At 73.8% G+C, this 17,814-nt stretch carries 13 protein-coding genes and 1 rRNA gene; 8 read left to right on the forward strand and 6 right to left on the reverse strand.

Annotated features, from left to right (window positions below; all coding sequences use genetic code 11):
- Nucleotides 1–15: 15 nt before the first annotated feature.
- Nucleotides 16–1,557, reverse strand: coding sequence for a glycerol kinase GlpK (gene glpK, locus BUE44_RS09660; RefSeq protein WP_073496131.1), 1,542 nt, complete (start codon nucleotides 1,555–1,557; stop codon nucleotides 16–18).
- Nucleotides 1,558–1,814: 257 nt separating this feature from the next.
- On the opposite strand from glpK, the gene BUE44_RS09665 reads away from it, so the two are divergent.
- From BUE44_RS09665 to BUE44_RS09675, 3 genes are all read left to right on the forward strand, one after another.
- On the forward strand, nucleotides 1,815–2,693 hold the full coding sequence (locus tag BUE44_RS09665; RefSeq protein WP_073496133.1) for an NUDIX hydrolase: 879 nt from the start codon (nucleotides 1,815–1,817) through the stop codon (nucleotides 2,691–2,693).
- A gap of 157 nt (nucleotides 2,694–2,850) precedes the next feature.
- Entirely contained in the window at nucleotides 2,851–3,762 is a 912-nt protein-coding gene (locus tag BUE44_RS09670; protein WP_073496135.1) for a hypothetical protein, read from the forward strand.
- The gene (locus tag BUE44_RS09675) at nucleotides 3,762–5,099 is read left to right on the forward strand and encodes an adenylosuccinate synthetase (protein ID WP_073496137.1); all 1,338 of its coding nucleotides are present in this window, start codon (nucleotides 3,762–3,764) and stop codon (nucleotides 5,097–5,099) included. The genes BUE44_RS09670 and BUE44_RS09675 overlap by 1 nt, the downstream gene beginning before the upstream one ends.
- Here the strand turns inward: BUE44_RS09675 and BUE44_RS09680 are convergent.
- Complete coding sequence (locus BUE44_RS09680) at nucleotides 5,024–5,842, reverse strand: M15 family metallopeptidase (RefSeq protein ID WP_073496244.1); 819 nt, start codon at nucleotides 5,840–5,842, stop codon at nucleotides 5,024–5,026. The genes BUE44_RS09675 and BUE44_RS09680 overlap by 76 nt on opposite strands.
- A 37-nt stretch (nucleotides 5,843–5,879) precedes the next feature.
- On the opposite strand from BUE44_RS09680, the gene BUE44_RS09685 reads away from it, so the two are divergent.
- Nucleotides 5,880–6,464 carry an NUDIX domain-containing protein gene (locus BUE44_RS09685; RefSeq protein WP_073496246.1) on the forward strand — a complete coding sequence of 195 codons (585 nt, stop codon included), beginning with the start codon at nucleotides 5,880–5,882 and terminating at the stop codon, nucleotides 6,462–6,464.
- Here the strand turns inward: BUE44_RS09685 and BUE44_RS09690 are convergent.
- Nucleotides 6,431–8,824, reverse strand: coding sequence for a glycoside hydrolase family 31 protein (locus BUE44_RS09690; RefSeq protein WP_073496248.1), 2,394 nt, complete (start codon nucleotides 8,822–8,824; stop codon nucleotides 6,431–6,433). The two genes, BUE44_RS09685 and BUE44_RS09690, sit on opposite strands and share 34 nt — an antisense overlap.
- 184 nt (nucleotides 8,825–9,008) lie before the next feature.
- Between BUE44_RS09690 and BUE44_RS09695 the strand changes: the two genes are divergently transcribed.
- Nucleotides 9,009–11,027: an acetoacetate--CoA ligase gene (locus BUE44_RS09695; RefSeq protein ID WP_073496139.1), complete on the forward strand. Its 2,019-nt coding sequence runs from the start codon at nucleotides 9,009–9,011 to the stop codon at nucleotides 11,025–11,027.
- Between the two features lie 83 nt (nucleotides 11,028–11,110).
- Here BUE44_RS09695 and BUE44_RS09700 read toward each other — a convergent pair whose 3' ends face one another.
- Nucleotides 11,111–12,439, reverse strand: coding sequence for an aminotransferase class I/II-fold pyridoxal phosphate-dependent enzyme (locus BUE44_RS09700; protein ID WP_073496141.1), 1,329 nt, complete (start codon nucleotides 12,437–12,439; stop codon nucleotides 11,111–11,113).
- Nucleotides 12,440–12,536: 97 nt separating this feature from the next.
- Here BUE44_RS09700 and BUE44_RS09705 point away from each other — a divergent pair, with 97 nt between their 5' ends.
- Nucleotides 12,537–13,853: an MFS transporter gene (locus BUE44_RS09705; protein WP_235001987.1), complete on the forward strand. Its 1,317-nt coding sequence runs from the start codon at nucleotides 12,537–12,539 to the stop codon at nucleotides 13,851–13,853.
- Nucleotides 13,854–13,884: 31 nt separating this feature from the next.
- Entirely contained in the window at nucleotides 13,885–14,913 is a 1,029-nt protein-coding gene (locus BUE44_RS09710) for a hypothetical protein (protein WP_073496145.1), read from the forward strand.
- 186 nt (nucleotides 14,914–15,099) lie between these two features.
- On the opposite strand, the gene ptsP is transcribed toward BUE44_RS09710, so the two are convergent.
- Together ptsP and BUE44_RS09720 are read right to left on the reverse strand one after the other, a co-directional pair.
- Complete coding sequence (ptsP, locus tag BUE44_RS09715; RefSeq protein ID WP_073496147.1) at nucleotides 15,100–16,770, reverse strand: phosphoenolpyruvate--protein phosphotransferase; 1,671 nt, start codon at nucleotides 16,768–16,770, stop codon at nucleotides 15,100–15,102.
- Between the two features lie 11 nt (nucleotides 16,771–16,781).
- Nucleotides 16,782–17,231, reverse strand: coding sequence for a PTS sugar transporter subunit IIA (locus BUE44_RS09720; protein WP_073496149.1), 450 nt, complete (start codon nucleotides 17,229–17,231; stop codon nucleotides 16,782–16,784).
- Between the two features lie 509 nt (nucleotides 17,232–17,740).
- Between BUE44_RS09720 and BUE44_RS09730 the strand changes: the two genes are divergently transcribed.
- Nucleotides 17,741–17,814: ribosomal RNA gene (locus BUE44_RS09730) — 16S ribosomal RNA — on the forward strand; the annotation flags it as partial.

Below are 17,814 nucleotides of genomic sequence, written 5' to 3' on the forward strand. Positions count from 1 at the left end.
GGCTCACCGGCGCTTTCAACCGCGGCGGCCGGTGGGCACCGGCGGCTCGTCGTCCAGCCAGTCGAGACTGCGCTCCACGGCCTTCTTCCAGCGCCGGTATTCGCGGGTGCGTACCGCCTCGGGCATGCCCGGCTTCCAGCGGGTGTCCTCCCGCCAGTGCGCCCGCAGCGCGTCGGGACCGTCCCACACCCCGGTGGCCAGCCCGGCCGCGTAGGCGGCGCCGAGGCTGGTGGTCTCGGCGACCACCGGCCGGATCACCGGCACACCCAGCACGTCGGCCTGGTGCTGCATCAGCAGACTGTTGACGGTCATGCCGCCGTCCACCCGCAGCGCCCCGATCCGCACCCCCGAGTCGCGCTGCATGGCGTCGACGACCTCGCGGGTCTGCCAACTGGTCGCTTCGAGGACCGCCCTGGCCAGGTGCGCCTTGGTGACGTACGCGGTCAGGCCGGTGACCACGCCGCGGGCGTCGGACCGCCAGTAGGGGGCGAAGAGGCCGGAGAAGGCGGGGACGAAGTAGGCGCCGCCGTTGTCGGGGACGCTGGCGGCCAGCGGCTCGATCTCCTCGATGGTGCGGATCACGCCGAGCCGGTCGCGCAGCCACTCCACCAGGGCCCCGGTGATCGCGATGGAGCCCTCCAGGCAGTACACCGGCCGCTCGCCGCCCAGTTGGTGGGCGACCGTGGTGAGCAGGCCGCTGGCGGAGGGCACCGGCCGGCCGCCGGTGTTGAGCAGCAGGAAGCTGCCGGGGCCGTAGGTGTTCTTGGCCTCGCCGAGGTCGAAGCAGGTCTGCCCGAACAGCGCGGCCTGCTGGTCGCCGAGGGCGGCGGCCACCGGCACGCCCGCGAGCCGCCCGGTGGCGAGGCCGTAGACCTCGGCGGAGGGGCGGATGCGCGGCAGGACGGCCTCGGGGATGTCCATCGCGGCCAGGATCGCCGGGTCCCAGTCCAGGGTGTGCAGGTCCATCAGCAGGGTGCGTGAGGCGTTGCTGACGTCGGTGACGTGGACGCCGCCCGCGGTGCCGCCGGTGAGGTTCCAGATCAGCCAGGAGTCGATGGTGCCGAAGGCGATCTCGCCGTGTTCGGCCCGGTGCCGCAGCCCCGGCACATGGTCGAGCAGCCAGGCGATCTTCGGCCCGGAGAAGTAGGGGGCCAGCGGCAGCCCGGTGGTGTCGCGGAAGCGGTCCTGCCCGTAGGTGCCGCCCAGTTCCGTGCACAGCGCGGCGGTCCGGGTGTCCTGCCAGACCACGGCGTTGTGCACCGGGCGGCCGGTGGAGCGGTCCCAGAGCACCACCGTCTCGCGCTGGTTGGCGATGCCGAGTGCCGTCAACTGGTCGGGGCGCAGCCCGGCCCTGGCCAGCGCGCCCGACGCCACGGCCTGGACCTTCGCCCAGATCTCGGTGGCGTCGTGCTCGATCCAGCCGGGCCTGGGCAGGATCTGCCGGTGCTCTCGCCGGTCGGAGGCGACGACCTGGCCCGCGGCGTCGAAGATCAGGCAGCGGGTGGAGGTGGTGCCCTGGTCGATCGCGGCCACATGGGTCGGGACGGTCTGGCTCATGTTCACGCTCCCTTGCCCGGTCGGTGACGACCGTAGGGGAATGGGCGCGCGCGGACGACCGGAGTGCGCAATCCCCTCCCGCCGACCGGCGTCGCGCTGCCGGAAGTGTTGCCTGGCGGTGACTGAGCGTCAAGTCGTCGTACGCCGCCGGATGTTCCTGTCGTGCCGTGGACGCTGCCGGACCCCCGTGGTAGGTTCTTCTCGTACCGAGAAATACTCAATATGAGAATGACGCGGCGGCGGGAGGAGTGGTGGCCATGGCGGAGCCGGACGGCGGGCAGGCGGAGCGGGACTTCCTGGCCGGATACGACCCGCGCGCCTTCGACCCGATCGCGGTCACCGTGGACGTGGTGGCGCTGACGCTGCGCGCGGGCCGGCTGCACGTGCTCGCCGTGGAGCGCGGCGGGCCGCCCTTCGCCGGCCGCTGGGCGCTGCCCGGCGGCTTCGTGCGGGCCGGCCGCGAATCGCTCGACGAGGCGGCGGCCCGCGAACTGGCCGAGGAGACCGGCCTGGACGCCGCCGCGCTGGACCGGGTGCACCTCGAACAGCTCGGCTCCTACGGCGGCCCGCGGCGCGACCCGCGGATGCACGTCGTCTCGGTGGCCTATCTGGCCTTCGCCCCCGGGCTGCCCGACGCGCAGGCGGGCGGCGACGCGGCGGGCGCCGGCTGGCTGCCGGTCGAAGCAATATCGCCACCGGGGCAACCGGACCATGTACGTCCGCGTCCCTTCGAGCAGGGTCGGCGGACCGGAACCTACGGGGGTGGTACCGGCCGCCGGCCCGGAACCGACAGCGCGGGCAGGCTCGCCTTCGACCACGGCCTCATCCTCGCCGACGGCCTGGAGCGGGCCAGGGCGAAGATCGAGTACACCCCGCTGGCCACCGCCTTCCTCGGCGAGACCTTCACCATCACCGAGCTGCGCGAGGTCTACGAGACCGTGTGGGGCGCGGAGCTGCACGCCGGCAATTTCCACCGCAAGGTGCTGTCCGTGCCCGGCTTCGTGGAGTCCACCGGGGAGACGGAATCCCGGCCCGGCAGCCGCGGCGGGCCGCGCGCCCGCCTCTACCGGGCCGGCGACGCCCGGCTGCTGCACCCGGCGCTGCTGCGCCCCGACCGCGAGGCCGGAGTGCGATGACGCACCCGGACCCTGCCCGACCGCGGCCCGCGCGGGTCCCCGCGCCACCGGCCTGACCGCCGGAGGACCGCCGCACACCGGCCCGCGCGGGTCCCCGCGCCACCGGCCTGACCGCCGAAGAACCGCCGCACACCACACCATCACGAGGGGGACGACCATGGGCAGCGGAAGCTGGTCCACCAATGTCTACGACGCCGCCGCGCGCTACCGCGCCGCCTCGGGCACCGACGCCTTCGCCTACAACGACCACGTCAGGCACTCCGCGCCCCGGCACACCTGGCGCGCCCACCAGACGCTCGACCCGCACGGCCTGGCCCTGCGGGAGAGCCGCGACTCCGACGAGCACCCCGAATCCCTGGCCATCGCGGTCCTCTTCGACGTCACCGGCTCCATGGGCGGCGTCCCGCGCACCCTGCAGACCAAACTGCCCGAGCTGTTCGGCCTGCTGCTGCGCAAGGGCTACGTGCGCGATCCGCAGATCCTCTTCGGCGCGGTCGGCGACGCGACCTGCGACCGGGTCCCGCTCCAGCTCGGCCAGTTCGAGTCCGACAACCGGATGGACGACGACCTCGGCAACATCCTGCTGGAGGGCGGGGGCGGCGGCCAGATGACCGAGTCGTACGAACTCGCGCTCTACGCCATGGCCCGGCACACGGCACTGGACTGCCACGAGAAGCGCGGCCGGCGCGGCTACCTCTTCCTCATCGGCGACGAGATGCCCTACGGCAAGGTCAAGGCCCGCGAGGTGCGCGACGTCCTCGGTGAGACGATCCGGCACGACATCCCCGTCCAGGACATCCTCGCCGAGCTCAAGCGCAGATACCACGTCCACTACATCCTCCCGGCCGGCGCCTCCTACGCCGGCAACTCCGAAGTGCTCACCCTGTGGCGCCGGCTGCTGGGCCAGAACGTGATCGAGCTGGACGACCTCGACGCGGTCTGCGAGACCATCGCCCTGACGGTGGGCCTCGGCGAGGAGGCCATCGACCTGGCCGCCGGCCTCGCCGACCTGGCCGACGTCGGCTCCACGGCGGTGGACACCGTGGCCCGGGCGCTGTCGGGCCGGTGATGGGCGGCACCGCGGCCCGGGGCGGGCGTCGGCACACCGTCGTCGTCGACCTCGGTTTCGGCGACGCGGGCAAGGGCGCCACCGTCGACCGGCTCTGCCGGTCCGGCGGTGTCGCCGCCGTCGTCCGCTTCAACGGCGGCGCGCAGGCCGCCCACAACGTCGTCACGTCCGACGGCCGCCACCACACCTTCGCCCAGTTCGGCTCCGGCACCCTGCGCGGGGTGCCGACCCTGCTGTCCCGCTTCACCGCGGTGGACCCTCTCGCGCTCGCCGCCGAGGCCGACCACCTGCGCGCCCTGGGCGTACCGGACCCGTACGCCCTGATCGCCGTCGACCGGGAGGCGCCGCTGACCACGCCCTACCACGCGGCGGCCAACCGGCTGCGCGAGCAGGCCAGGGGCGAGGCCCGGCACGGCTCGTGCGGGATGGGGGTGGGGGAGACCGCCCGCTACGCGCTGGCCCACCCCGGTGAGGCGCCGACCGCCGGGGACTGCGTCTCACGCCCCCGCCTGCTGCGCCGGCTGCGGCTGCTGCGGGACCGGCTCACCGACGAGCTGGGCCCGCTGGCCGCCCCGCCGCTGGAGGCGTGCGCCGAGGCGTACGTGGCCTTCGCCCGGGCCGTACGGCTCACCGGCGGGACCCGCCTGGCCGAACTGGCCGCGCGCGGGCCGCTGGTCTTCGAGGGCGCCCAGGGGGTCCTGCTCGACGAATGGCACGGCTTCCACCCGTTCACCACCTGGTCGACCACCACTTTCGCGCACGCCGAGACGCTGCTGGCCGAGGCGGGAGCGGCGGGCGAAGGGCTGCGGCTCGGCGTGGTGCGGACGTACACCACCCGGCACGGTCCGGGGCCGCTGGTGACCGAGGACCCCGAGCTGGCCGCGCTGCTGCCCGAACCGCACAACGGCCACGGCCGCTGGCAGGGCGCCTTCCGCGTCGGCCACTTCGACGCGGTCGCGCACACCTACGCCGTCGAGACCTGCGGGGGAGTGGACGCGCTGGCCGTCACCCACCTGGACGCGCCCCGCCGCTGCCGGGGCCTGCGGATCTGCCGCGGCTACGGCATCGACGGCGCCCTGGTCGAGCGGCTGCCGCCCGGGCCGCCCGGCGACCTGGCGCGGCAGGCGGAGCTGACCGGGCGGATGCTGCGCGCGGCGCCCGCCCTGTGGGACACCCCGAGCAGCGACCCGCGCCTGTGGAGCGAGGCGATCGGGTCACTGCTCGGGGCGCCGGTGATGCTGGAGTCCTCGGGGGCCGCCCGTCAGCGGGTCAGGGAGCTGCGGTCTATGGGGAAGTCGAAATACGTGTCGGGGAAGGTCTCGGAGGCGAGCGTGTAGTGCCACCACTCCTCGGGCAGGTTGGTGAAGCCCTGCGCCTGCATGGCGTTCACCAGCAGCATCCGGTTGGCGTGCTGCACGCCCTGGATCCGCGGGTCCAGGGTGTGGGCGAGGGTGTCGAAGCAGTCGTAACCGGTGCCCATGTCCAGCGAGTTGTCGGGGAAGCGCTGGTCCTTCGGCCCGTAGCACGGCGTCAGCGGTTCACCGGGCCGGTAGGGGCGGGTGGGCCTGGCCGGCAGCGGGACGATCGTCAGGTCCATGGTGCTGCCGCGGCTGTGGCCGGATTTCGCGGCGATGTAACCGTCCTCGAACAACCGGGTCTTGTCGACCTGCGGATAGAACTCCGCCTTCATCTTCGTGTCGTTCAGGTCCTCCGCCCAGGTGACGAAGCTGTCGACGGCCCGCTGCGGCCGGTAGCAGTCGTAGACCTTGAGGGTGTAGCCGCTGCGCAGCAACCGCACCTGCGCGCGGTGCAGCCCCTCGGCTGCGGCCCTGGTCAGGATGCACATCGGCTTGCGGTAGCCGTCGATGGGCGCGCCGGTGAAGTTGTGCGGGGTGTAGTAGCGGATCTCCTGGACGATCGTCGGGTCCACGTCCCGCAGCGCGACGAACTGCGCGGGCGCCTTGGGCTCCGGGTGCGCGGGATGCCCGGCGCGCGCCTGCACCGGGCCGCCCGTGGCGACGGCGACCAGTGTGGCGACAGCGGGGACGAGTGCTCGCAGTAGAGAGCTGAGTTTCGGCATGCCCATGGACTATCAGGTCCCGGGCGTGCCGCGACAGATGATCGGATACAGTCCGGGCGTGTCCGCTGCCGCTCCAGTGCCCCAGACGACGCCTTTCGCACGCAATTCGCACTGCTCCGCGTGCGGTGCGCGCTACCCGGCCGACGCCGGCTGGCCGCGCCGCTGCCCGGCCTGCGGCACCGTCGCCTACCGCAACCCGCTGCCGGTCGCCGTCGCCCTGCTGCCGGTCCGCGGCCCGCGGGGCGACGGCCTGGTCGTCATCCGCCGCGCGATCCAGCCCAGCCGCGGGCAACTCGCGCTGCCCGGCGGCTTCATCGACCACGGGGAGAGCTGGGAGCACGCCGTCACCCGCGAGCTGTCCGAGGAGACCGGCATCATCGCGGACGCCTCCGACGTCGTGCTCGCCGACGCCCTCACCGACGAGGCCGGCTACCTGCTGCTGTTCGGGCTGCTGCCGCGGCGCGACGCGGGCGACCTGCCGCCCTCGGTCCCCACCGACGAGACCGAGGGCCACCAGGTGGTCTACGCGCCCGAGGAGTTGGGCTTCCCCCTGCACACCCAGGCGGCCGGCCGCTGGTTCGCCGGCGGCTACGACCCGGCGCCGCGCACCCGTACGGTGTAGGCGGGCACCGCACCGCCGTCCCGCTCGACGACCACCGCGCCGTCCTCCCACCGCGACACGAAGCGCTCCATCCGCGGCCTGCCCCATCCCTCGGGGTCGCCGCTGAAGACCACACCGCCGCCCGTACGCCCCTGCCGCGGCGCCCACACCTCCAGCTCCGTGCCGCCGTCCGCGCCCGCGACGGGCAGCACGGCGCCCGCCCTGGCCAGCACTGGTATCCGGCCGAGCGGTGCGTCGAGCAGCACCTGGGCGCGCCCGCGGTGCGGCTCGCCGGTCGCGGTGTCGTACCACAGCCCGCGCGGCAGCCGTACCGCCCTGGTCGTGGCCCCCGGCTCCATCACCGGTGCCACCAGCAGCGAATCCCCCAGCAGGAAGGCGTCACCGCACTCGCGCAGCGCCCGGTCGCCGGGCGAATTCCACCACAGGGGACGTACGTACGGCGCCCCGGTGCGGTGCGCGACATGCGCGAGGGTGTCCAGATACGGCAGCAGCCTGGCCCGCCCGGCCAGCGCAGCCCTGGCGTGGCCGAGCACCTGGGGGCCGAACTCCCACGGCTCCCGGCGCCCCGCGTCGATCGCCGAGTGCGTGCGGAAGAACGGCAGGTAGGCGCCCAGTTGGAACCAGCGCAGATACAGCTCGGGCGACGGCGACCCGGTGAAACCGCCCACGTCGGGACCCGAGTACGGCACCCCGCACAGGCCGAGTCCCAGCACCAGCGCCAGCGACGCCCGCAGGCCCGCCCAGCCGGTCGCCACATCGCCGGACCACGTGCCGCCGTATCGCTGCATGCCCGCCCAGCCCGACCGGGAGAAGAGGAACGGGCGCTGCTCGGGGCGCAGTTCGCGCAGCCCCTCGTATCCGGCGCGGGCCATCGTCAGGCCGTAGACGTTGTGCGCCTCGCGGTGGTCGCCGCCGCGGCCGTCCAGCGCGTGCCGGGCCGAGCGCGGCAGGCTGGCGTCGCCGAACGCGGCGAAGGACACCGGCTCGTTCATGTCGTGCCACACCCCGGCGAAGCCCTGCGCGAGCCGCTCGGCGTACAGCTCGCCCCACCACCGGCGCACCCGGGGGTCGGTGAAGTCGGGGAAGACCGCATCGCCCGGCCACACCACGCCCCGCACCTCACCGCCGCGCGCGTCACGCACGAACGCGCCCGCCGCCCGGCCCCCTTCGTAGACCCCGTATCCCGGCTCGGCCTTCACCGCGGGGTCCACGATCGACACCAGCCGTACCCCCTGCCCGGCCAACTCCCGCGCCAGGCCCGGCAGGTCGGGGAAGCGCCTCGGGTCGGCGGTGAAGATCCGGTGGCCGTCGAAGTGGTCGATGTCCAGATGCAGCGCCGACAGCGGCAGCCCGTGCTCGCGGTAGCCGGCGACGACCCGGCGGACCTCCTGCGCGCTGCCGAAGCCCCACCGCGAGTGGTGCGGGCCCAGTGCCCAGCGCGGCGGCACCGCGGGCCGCCCGGTCAGCGCGGTCCAGCCGGCCAGGACCCGGGACGGCGTACCGGTGACGACCCAGTAGCGCAGCGGGCCGCCGTCCATCCGCACCTCGCAGCCGCCCCGCCGGTCATGGCCGGAGCCCGCGCCCTCCTCGCCGTCGCGCAGGGTGATCCGGCCGTCCCAGGTGTTGTCGTGGAAGACCAGGTGGCAGCCCGCGTCGGCGACCACCATCTGCACCGGCATGGTGATGTACAGCGGGTCGTCGCCGGGCTCGAAGGATCCGCCGGGGTCGGTGTTCCACAGCCGGTAGGTGCCCGCAGGGAGCCGCGGTCCCGCAGCCCGGCCGCCCAGACCGTAGACCCGGGCGTCGGCCGGCGTCTCCGAGCGCTGCACCCAGCGGGCGACGCCCCGCTCCTGCTGTGCACCGACCGGGTCCCACCAGCGCGGCGGCAGCTCGCGGCGCAGCAGCCGGCCGCCGGGGGTGCGGATCTCCACCGCCCCGTGCCGCGAGATCCGCACCGTCACGCGCTCGGAGACCACCCGCCAGCCGTCCACGTCGGGTTCGAGCACCGCCCGCTCGTCGGCCTCCGGGAGGCCGCCGCCCGGCCGCTCCCGCGACGAGCCCCGCCTCGGGGTGCCCGCCACCGCGTACGACGGCTCGGGCTCCGCGCCGTCCCAGCCGCAGAAGACGGCGCCGCCGACCCCGACCCGCACACGCAGCTCCGACCGGGCGAAGCGGACGGAGCCGCCGCCCGGCATCGGCTCGGCCTCCAGCGCCGCCCCCGGCACCCGCGCCCGCTCCGCTCCGCGCCGCGGCAGGTCGCGGGCGTCGGTGCGCTGCCGGCGCCACGCCGACCTGGCAGAACGCCGTCCCTGGGCGGAACCCGCCATCCGTATCGACCGCAGCAGGTCCCGAGCATCCATGGCCCCCAGCTTCTCACCGCCCACGCACGCCACGCCGACCGTTCAGCCGGTGTTCACCTTCGGGTGCGGCCGCGCGGTCCACATATCCGGCGCCGCGCACCTGTGGGGGGCCGCCCTGGCGCGGTGGTCGATCACATGGCATCGTCCTGACCAGCCGTGCCGTGGACCGTCCTGGAGCCGCCCCATGACCCGTAAGACCGAAGCCGACCGAGCGCCGGAAGCCCTGTGGACCCCGGGCCCCGAACGCGTCGCCCGGGCGTCGGTGACCCGCTTCCAGCGGTGGGCGAACGAGCGGCACGGCGCCCCCGCCGTGCTGCCGGACGACCCGCAGGGCGGCTACGCGGCGCTGCACGCCTGGTCGGTGCGCGAGCCGGGCACCTTCTGGCGGGCGCTCACCGAGTGGTACGACGTGCGCTTCGGCGCCCCCGCCGAGACCGTCCTCGCCGACGCCTCGATGCCCGGCGCCCGCTGGTTCCCCGGCGCGACCGTCAACTACGCCGAGCACGCGCTGCGGCCCGCCCTGGACGCCGGCCGCGCCGACCTGCCCGCGGTGCTGTACGTCGACGAGCGCATGGAGACCGGCGTCCTGAGCTGGGCGGAGCTGTCCCGGCAGGTCGCCTCGCTCGCCGCGGCGCTGCGCCGGCTCGGCGTGACCCCCGGCGACCGGGTCAGCGGCTACCTGCCGAACATCCCGCAGGCCGTCGTCGCGCTGCTCGCCACCGCCGCGGTGGGCGGCGTGTGGACCTCCTGCGCCCCCGACTTCGGCGCCCGCAGCGTCCTGGACCGCTTCCAGCAGGTCGAACCCGTCGTCCTGTTCACCGTTGACGGATACCGCTACGGCGGCAAGGAGCACGACAGGACCCGCGTCGTCGCCGAGACCCGGGCCGGCCTGCCGTCCCTGCTCGCGACCGTGCACATCCCGCTGCTGGGCACCCCGGCGCCCGAAGGCGCCCTGGAATGGCGGGACCTGGTCGCCGACGCCCCGCAACCGGTCTACGAGCAGGTGCCGTTCGACCACCCGCTGTGGGTGCTGTACTCGTCGGGCACCACCGGACTGCCCAAGGCGATCGTCCAGTCCCAGGGCGGCATCCTGCTCGAACACCTCAAGCAGACCGGACTGCACCTCGACCTCGGCCCCGACGACCGCTTCTTCTGGTACACCTCCACCGGCTGGATGATGTGGAATTTCCTGGTGTCCGGACTGCTGGTCGGCGCGACCGTGGTCCTCTACGACGGCAGCCCCGGCTACCCCGCGATCGAGGCGCAGTGGCGGGTCGCCGAGCAGACCGGCACCACCGTCTTCGGCACCTCGGCCGCGTACGTCATCGCCTGCCGCAAGGCCGGGGTGCACCCGGGGCGGGACTTCGACCTGTCGCGGGTCGGCTGTGTCGCCACCACCGGCTCACCGCTGCCGCCCGACGGCTTCCGCTGGCTGCACGACGAGATCGCCGAGGACCTATGGATCGCCTCGGTCAGCGGCGGCACCGACGTGTGCAGCTGCTTCGCCGGCGGGGTGCCGACGCTGCCGGTCTACGTCGGCGAGCTGCAGGCGGCGTGCCTGGGCACCGACCTGCAGGCGTGGGACGCCCAGGGCAGGCCGGTGGTGGACGAGGTCGGCGAGCTGGTCGTCACCAACCCGATGCCGTCGATGCCGGTGCGCTTCTGGAACGATCCCGACGACGCCCGCTACCGCGAGAGCTACTTCGAGACGTTCCCCGGCGTGTGGCGGCACGGCGACTGGATCACCCTCACCGCGCGCGGCACCGTGGTCATCCACGGCCGCTCCGACTCGACGCTCAACCGGCAGGGCGTACGGATGGGTTCCGCCGACATCTACGAGGTCGTCGAGCGCCTCCCGGAGGTCCGCGAGTCACTGGTCATCGGCATCGAGGAGCCGGACGGCGGCTACTGGATGCCGCTGTTCGTCCAGCTCGCGGAGGGCGCGAAGCTGACCGACGCGCTGCGCGCCCGGATCAACGACGCGATCCGCGCCCAGCTGTCGCCGCGCCACGTGCCCGACGAGATCATCGCGGTGCCCGGCGTCCCGCACACCCTCACCGGCAAGCGGATCGAGGTCCCGGTCAAGCGGCTGCTCCAGGGCACCGAGCTGGACAAGGCCGTCAACCCCGGCTCGGTGGACGACCTCGACGTGCTGCGCCACTACGAGCGGCTGGGCGCGGAACGCGCCGCGGGCCGCGCGTAGCGGCCGGCGAGGAGCTTCGCGACGGCGTACGGCGAGTGCGGGCGCCGGACCCGCGGGCGTACCTGGCCGGGCCCGACGCCTCGTCAACCGCCGTACGTGTCCAGGGACTCGGCCAGCACGGCGGCGAAGTCACCGGCCAGCCGAGCGGTGTCCGGCGCCGCCAGATCCGCCGTGGTGATCCGCACCCCGGGCCCCGCGGCGATCCGGAAACGGGCACCGCCCGCCACCCACCAGCCGTGCGAGCGCAGCCCGTTGACCACCGCGGACTCGTCCCGCACCGGCACCCACACATTCAGCCCGCTCGCTCCGTGCGCCCCGATTCCGTAGCCGTCGAGCGCCCCGATCAGCGCCTCACGCCGCTCGCGGTACGCGGTCGCCGCGGCGGCCACCAGCGCGTCGGTGGCCGGATCGGTCATCAGCCGCACCACCGTCTCCTGCAGCACATGGCTGATCCAGCCCGAGGTCAGCAGCAGCCGGCCGTCGTGGCGGGCCAGCGTGGTCGCGTCGCAGGCCATGGCCGCCCAGCGCAGGTCGGTGCCCAGGTGCTTGGAGACGGTGCGGACATGCGCCCAGCGCGCCGGGCCGTCCGCACCGGCCGTCACCAGCGAGTGCAGCGGCCCGCCCGCGGTGTCCGCGCTGTGGTCGTCCTCCACCACCAGCACCTCGGGCGCCTCGGCCAGCACCGCGAGCAGATCGTCCCTGCGCCGCGCCGACATCCGTGAGCCGTACGCGTTCTGCGCCCGCGGACACAGCACCACCGCCCGTGCCCCGGCCCGCAGCGCCGACCTCAGCCCCTCGGGCCGCAGCCCCTCGTCGTCCACCGGCACCGCGACCGTACGCAGCCCCAACGCCGGTATGAGGTCCAGCAGATGGTGGAAGCCGGGGTCCTCCACCGCCACCGCGTCCCCCGGCCGCAGCTCCACCGACAGCAGCCGCGAGATGCAGTCGAGCGCCCCGTGCGCGAAGGTCACCCGCTCCTGCGGTACCCCGTCCCGCGCGAACCAGGCGCGGGACAGCTCCTCCAACTCCGCCAGCCGCGGCGACGCCCGGTGCGAGCGCGCGCCGGGCGACAGCCGGCCGGGCGGCACCAGATCGGGCAGGAAGGCCGGGTCCGGGTGACCACCCGCCAGGTCGCGCAGCCCCTCCGGCACCCGCGGCGGCCGCCGCGAGGTCACCACCGGCGCCGGCGCCACCACCGTGCCGCCCCGCCCCCTGGTCACCACGATGCCGCGGCGGCGCAGCTCCTTGTAGGCCGTCGCCACCGTCCCCGGGCTCACCCCCAGAGCGTCGGCCAGGCCGCGCACCGGCGGCAGTGCCTCGCCCGGCCGCAACCTGCCCTCGCTGACCGCGCGTTCGGCCGAGGCGGAAATCTCCCTGGCCGTCGCACCGTGGATCGCATATTGTGTCGGCACAGAGATGATTATGTATCAATACAAACGCGTTGGCAAGTGCGCGACCGACGGCACGCCACCGCCGATCCGAGGACGTGATGCCGTGCAGGCGGCGCCGATGAGGGAACGGGCACAGCGGATACTCAGGATTCCGGAGATACCCGGCGGCCCCGACGGGCGGCGGATGCTCTGGATCAACCTGGTCGACAAGATCGGCTCCGGCCTGTGGCTCTCGGTCACCGCGCTCTACTTCGTCGTCGTCGCGGGCCTGGACACCGGCAGGACCGGACTCCTGCTCGGCCTCGGCGGCGTCGCGGGCATCGCGGGCGCCCCCCTCGCCGGGCGCCTCGCCGACCGACTGCCGCTCACCCGCGTGCTGTTCGCCGTCCAGGTCATACGCGCCGCCTCCGGCCTGCTGCTCCTGGTCGCCCACGGCTTCTGGCAACTCCTGCCGCTGGTCGCGCTCGGCAGCCTCGGCGAACGCTCCGCCTCCGTCCTCACCAAGCTCTTCGCCGCCCGCGTCGCGGGCAAGGACCGCCCCCGCTACCAGGCCGTCCAGCGCACCGTCGTCAACCTCGGCTACACCATCGGCGGCCTCGCCGCCTCCGCCGCCCTGGCGGTCGGCACCACCGCCGTCTACCGCGTCCTGCTCCTCGGCGACGGCCTGTCCTTCGTCCTCGTCGCCCTGATGGTCGCCCGCTGCGCCGAACCGCCCTCCGCCACCAGGACAGTCGTCGCCCACACGGCGTCCCCGGCAGGCACCCGCCCCGTCGAGCCGCCGAGCGCCGCCAACCCCTGGCGTGACGCCGGCTACCTCGGCTATGCCGCGCTCGACTCGGTGATGTTCCTCTACGGCTGCGCGCTCACCGTCGGCCTCCCGCTGTGGATCGTCACCCGCACCACGGCGCCGCACGGCCTGGCCGCCGCGATCTTCGTCATCAACACCGTGCTGGTCGTCCTCCTCCAGGTCCGGCTCGCCCGCTACGGCAGTTCGGCGCGCCTCGCCGCCGACTCGCTGCGCCAGGTTGCCGTCTGGTTCGTGCTCTCCTGCGCCGCCACCGCCGTGGCCGTCCTGCACGCCCGGTGGGCCGCGACGGTGGCCGTGGTGGCCGCCGCCGTCGCCTTCACCGTTGTCGAGATGATCCAGTCCGCCGTCTCCTGGGAGCTCTCCGTCTGCCTCGCCCCCGCACAGGCCCAGGGCAACTACGTCGGTGTGCACGGCCTGGCGCAGTCCACCTCCCGATGCGTCGGCCCGCTGCTGCTCACTTCGGTGGTGATCGCGGCCGGACCGGCCGGCTGGATCGGCCTCGGCATCCTGCTGGCCGGCGCCGCGCTGCTCCAGCGCCACCTGGTCCTGCGCCGCCTCGACCGGCACCCCCCGGCCGTCGCGGAGGCCCCGTTGTCAGTGGCTCCGATTACAGTCGGTGAGCAGTAGGGATCACTCGGATTCGCGCTCAGGGGGAAAGATGTCACGCACCAGCAGCACCGACAGCAGCAGCGGCCGTCGCGGCAGCACCGGGAAGCCCACCGGCGCCCGCAGGGCCGACCACGCCCGCAAGCGCCCCGGACGCGGTAAAGCGGCACGTCAGAGCGACCGCCGTCCCCCCGGGCGCACCGCTTACCGCCGCGCCCTGCGCCGTGAAGCACCCACCGTCGTCGGACTGCTGCTCGACGACCACGACTTCGCCGCCATGACCGACTATCCGAGCTTCCCGTTCCGTGACTACGGTCTGTATCTGCACCACCTGGACGGGCTGCTGCGCTCCCTGTACGCCCAGGGCACCAGCGTCGCCGTCACCCTCTTCGACCCCGACCGGTACGCCGACCACTGCGCCGACACCCGCCGGCCACCGGACACCCCGGCCTCCCGCGTCCAGTACACGGCCGCGGTCAGCACCACAGGACCCGCCGTCCCCTACACCCGCCAGCCCCTCGCACTGCTACGCGTCCAACTCGCCCGCGAGGCCGACCGCCGCGCCGTCTGGGACCGCGCCGGCGACATCCTCACCGCCGTCGGCCAGTGCCCCGACTGCGAGGAGCCCTTCGCCCACTGCGCCTTCGACCTGGCCTCGCACACCCTGCTGCGCATCGTCGAGGCCGCGGGCCCCGGCGCACACCACTTCGTGTGCAGCCTCCCCGGCGACGACGGGGACCCGCTGCTCGCCGCCGCCCACATCACCGCCGACCCCGACGGGGAGCTGCACGTCTCCGACACCGAGGCCCTCGTCCTGTGCACCGTCATGGCCGCGGCCCGCGTCGCCACCCGCCCCGGCGGCCTGGTCCTGCGCACCACCGACAGCACGGGGAGTGACACGGTCTACGGCTGGTCCCTGCACCCGGACGGCCCGCGCCCGCTCACCGAGGCCGAGGTCTTCAACGCCTACTGCACCGACCCCGAGACCGGCGACCCCGTGCCACCCGAAGGCGGAGTGCGCTACCGGGCGGGCCTCCCGCTGCCACCGCCCCTGCCGGGCGACGAGCCGGGCAGAGGATGACGCGCCGGGGTTCGGGGTGCCGGGGGTGCTGGGGTGCCGGGCGCCCAGACGTCGGGACCGGGGGACGTCCGGGCGCCGACGGCCGGGGCGGCCGGAAAGCCCGGAAGGGCGCCCCACCCCGAGGTGAAGCGCCCTTCCCGATGACCTGCGCGGCCTGACCCGCAGGCGGCCCGACCCGGGCGGCGGCTACTCGCCGGACAGCACGCCCTGCACGGCCCGCCGCGCCTCGTCCGCGCTGTCGGTCGCCCGTGCGGCCGCCGCCGCACGCTCGCACTGCGCCAGCGTGTACTTCGCCAGCGTCGCCCGTACATAAGGAATCGACGCCGCACCCATCGAAAGGCTGGTGACGCCCAGACCCGTCAGCACGCACGCGAGCAGCGGATCCGCCGCCGCCTCACCGCACACACCGCAGCTCTTCCCCTCGGCCCTGGCCGCCTCGGCGGCCTGCGCCACCAGGTCCAGCAGCGCGGGCTGCCACGGGTCCTGCAACCGCGCCACCGCGCCCACCTGCCGGTCGGCAGCGAAGGTGTACTGCGCCAGGTCGTTGGTGCCCAGCGAAAGGAACTCCACCTCCTGCAGGATCGACCGGGCCCGCAGGGCAGCGGACGGGATCTCCACCATCGCGCCGAACTTGGCCGCGAGACCCGCCGCGCGGCACGCGTCGGCGAAGGCCTTCGCGTCCTGGCGGTCCGCCACCATCGGCGCCATGACCTCCAGGTAGACGGGCAGGCCGGCCGAGGCCGTGGCCAGCGCCCGCAGCTGGGTGTTCAGCACCTCCGGGTGGTCGAGCAGCGAGCGCAGCCCCCGCACCCCCAGCGCCGGGTTCGGCTCGTCCGCCGGCGTCAGGAAGTCCAGCGGCTTGTCCGCGCCCGCGTCCAGTACCCGCACCACGACCCGGCTGCCGGGAAACGCCTCGAGCACCTGCCGGTAGGCCTCGACCTGCTTCTCCTCCGACGGAGCGTTCGCGGAGTCGTCAAGAAAGAGGAACTCGGTGCGGAAGAGGCCCACGCCCTCCGCGCCCGCCGCCACCGCGGCCGGCACGTCCGCGGGACCGCCGACGTTCGCCAGCAGCGGCACCTTGTGCCCGTCCGACGTGGCACCGGGACCGGACGACGCCGCCAGCGCCGCCTTGCGCTCGGCGGCCGCCTCGGTCAGCGCGGCCCGCTTCTCCGCGTTCGGCTCGACGAAGACCTCGCCCGTACTGCCGTCCACCGCGATGACCGTGCCCTCGGACAGCTCACCCGCGCCCGGCAGCGCCACCACAGCGGGCACACCCAGCGCCCGCGCCAGGATCGCGCTGTGGCTGGTCGGCCCGCCCTCCTCGGTGACGAAGCCCAGCACCAGCGCCGGGTCGAGCAGCGCCGTGTCCGCCGGAGCCAGGTCCCGCGCGATCAGTACGTACGGCTCGTCGCTGTCCGGCACTCCCGGCATCGGCACACCCAGCAGCCGCGCCACGATGCGGTTCCGTACGTCGTCGAGGTCCGCGACCCGCCCGGCCAGGTAGTCCCCGGCGCCGGCGAGCAGCGCCCGGTAGGAGGCGAAAGCGTCGTAGACGGCACGCTCCGCCGTGCTCCCGACCGCGACCCGCCGCTCGACGTCGGCCATCAGCTCCGGATCGAGCGCCATCAGCGACTGGGCTTCGAGTACGGCCTGCGCCTCACCGCCGGCCAGATGCCCGCGGGCGTTGAGGTCGGCCGCCACCGCCTCCACCGCCTGCCGGGCCCGACCCTGCTCGCGAGCGGTGTCCCCGGACGCGATCTGCTTGGCCGGCGGTTCGAGGACCGCGGTGCCCATGTGGCGTACCTCGCCGATCGCCACACCGTGGCTGACACCGACACCCTGCAGCGTTGTCTCCATCGGTCCCCGCCCTACTTCCAGCTGAAAAGGGTGTCGCCGGCTGCCACGTCGGCGGACTCGACCAGCCCGGACAGTGCCTCGGCGGTGGCCTCCAGCGCGACCACCGGGCAGATCGGGGACTTGCCCGCCGCCTCCACAGCCGCGGGGTCCCAGCGCACGACCGCGTCACCGCGGGCGACGGTGTCGCCCTTCGATACGAGCAGTTCGAAGCCCTCGCCATTGAGCTGGACAGTGTCGATGCCAAGATGGGTCAGCACACCGTGGCCGGCGTCGTCCACGACGACAAAGGCGTGCGGGTGCAGGGAGACGATCACTCCGTCGACCGGAGACACCGCCTCACCGGGCTCGCGCACCGGGTCGATCGCCGTGCCGGGACCCACCATCGCTCCGGAGAACACGGGGTCGGGCACCGCCGCGAGCCCGATGACCCGGCCGGCAAGGGGAGACGAAACGGTCGTCATGGGGGAAGCCTCCTAGATGCGGAGATCACAACGCCGTCACAGCCTGTCACGGGACGGCGAGCCGCGACAGCAGCCTAAGTCATGCCAAGTGGGGATTCCGCCCGAGGCGTACCCACCGCACAGCCGTCCGGATCCCTCCCCCGATTTGCCCCGTGCGGGGGAGTCCAGTAGGTTGGCACGACCGCCTCGACGAGACCCGCGGAAACGTGCGTGCTCGGAACGGGGTTGGTAATTCCGACCGAATAGCTTCTGCTAAAGTCGGAGACACAACGAAGGGAAAGCCCGGAGGGGCCGGTGAAACGGTCTCGAAGGAAGCTTTCGTTCCTTGAGAACTCAACAGCGTGCCAAAAGTCAACGCCAGATATGTTGATACCCCGTCGCGTGCCTTTTGTGGGTGCGTGATGAGGTTCCTTTGAAGAAAAACACACATAGCGAGGATGCTGTGCGCCTGGGGATTATTCCTCTTCGGGTGCCGCTCTTGCGTGGTGGACCGGGATATCCCGGATGCATTCACGGAGAGTTTGATCCTGGCTCAGGACGAACGCTGGCGGCGTGCTTAACACATGCAAGTCGAACGGTGAAG

It is taken from the genome of Actinacidiphila paucisporea, from assembly GCF_900142575.1.
GTDB classification, from domain to species: Bacteria; Actinomycetota; Actinomycetes; order Streptomycetales; family Streptomycetaceae; genus Actinacidiphila; species Actinacidiphila paucisporea.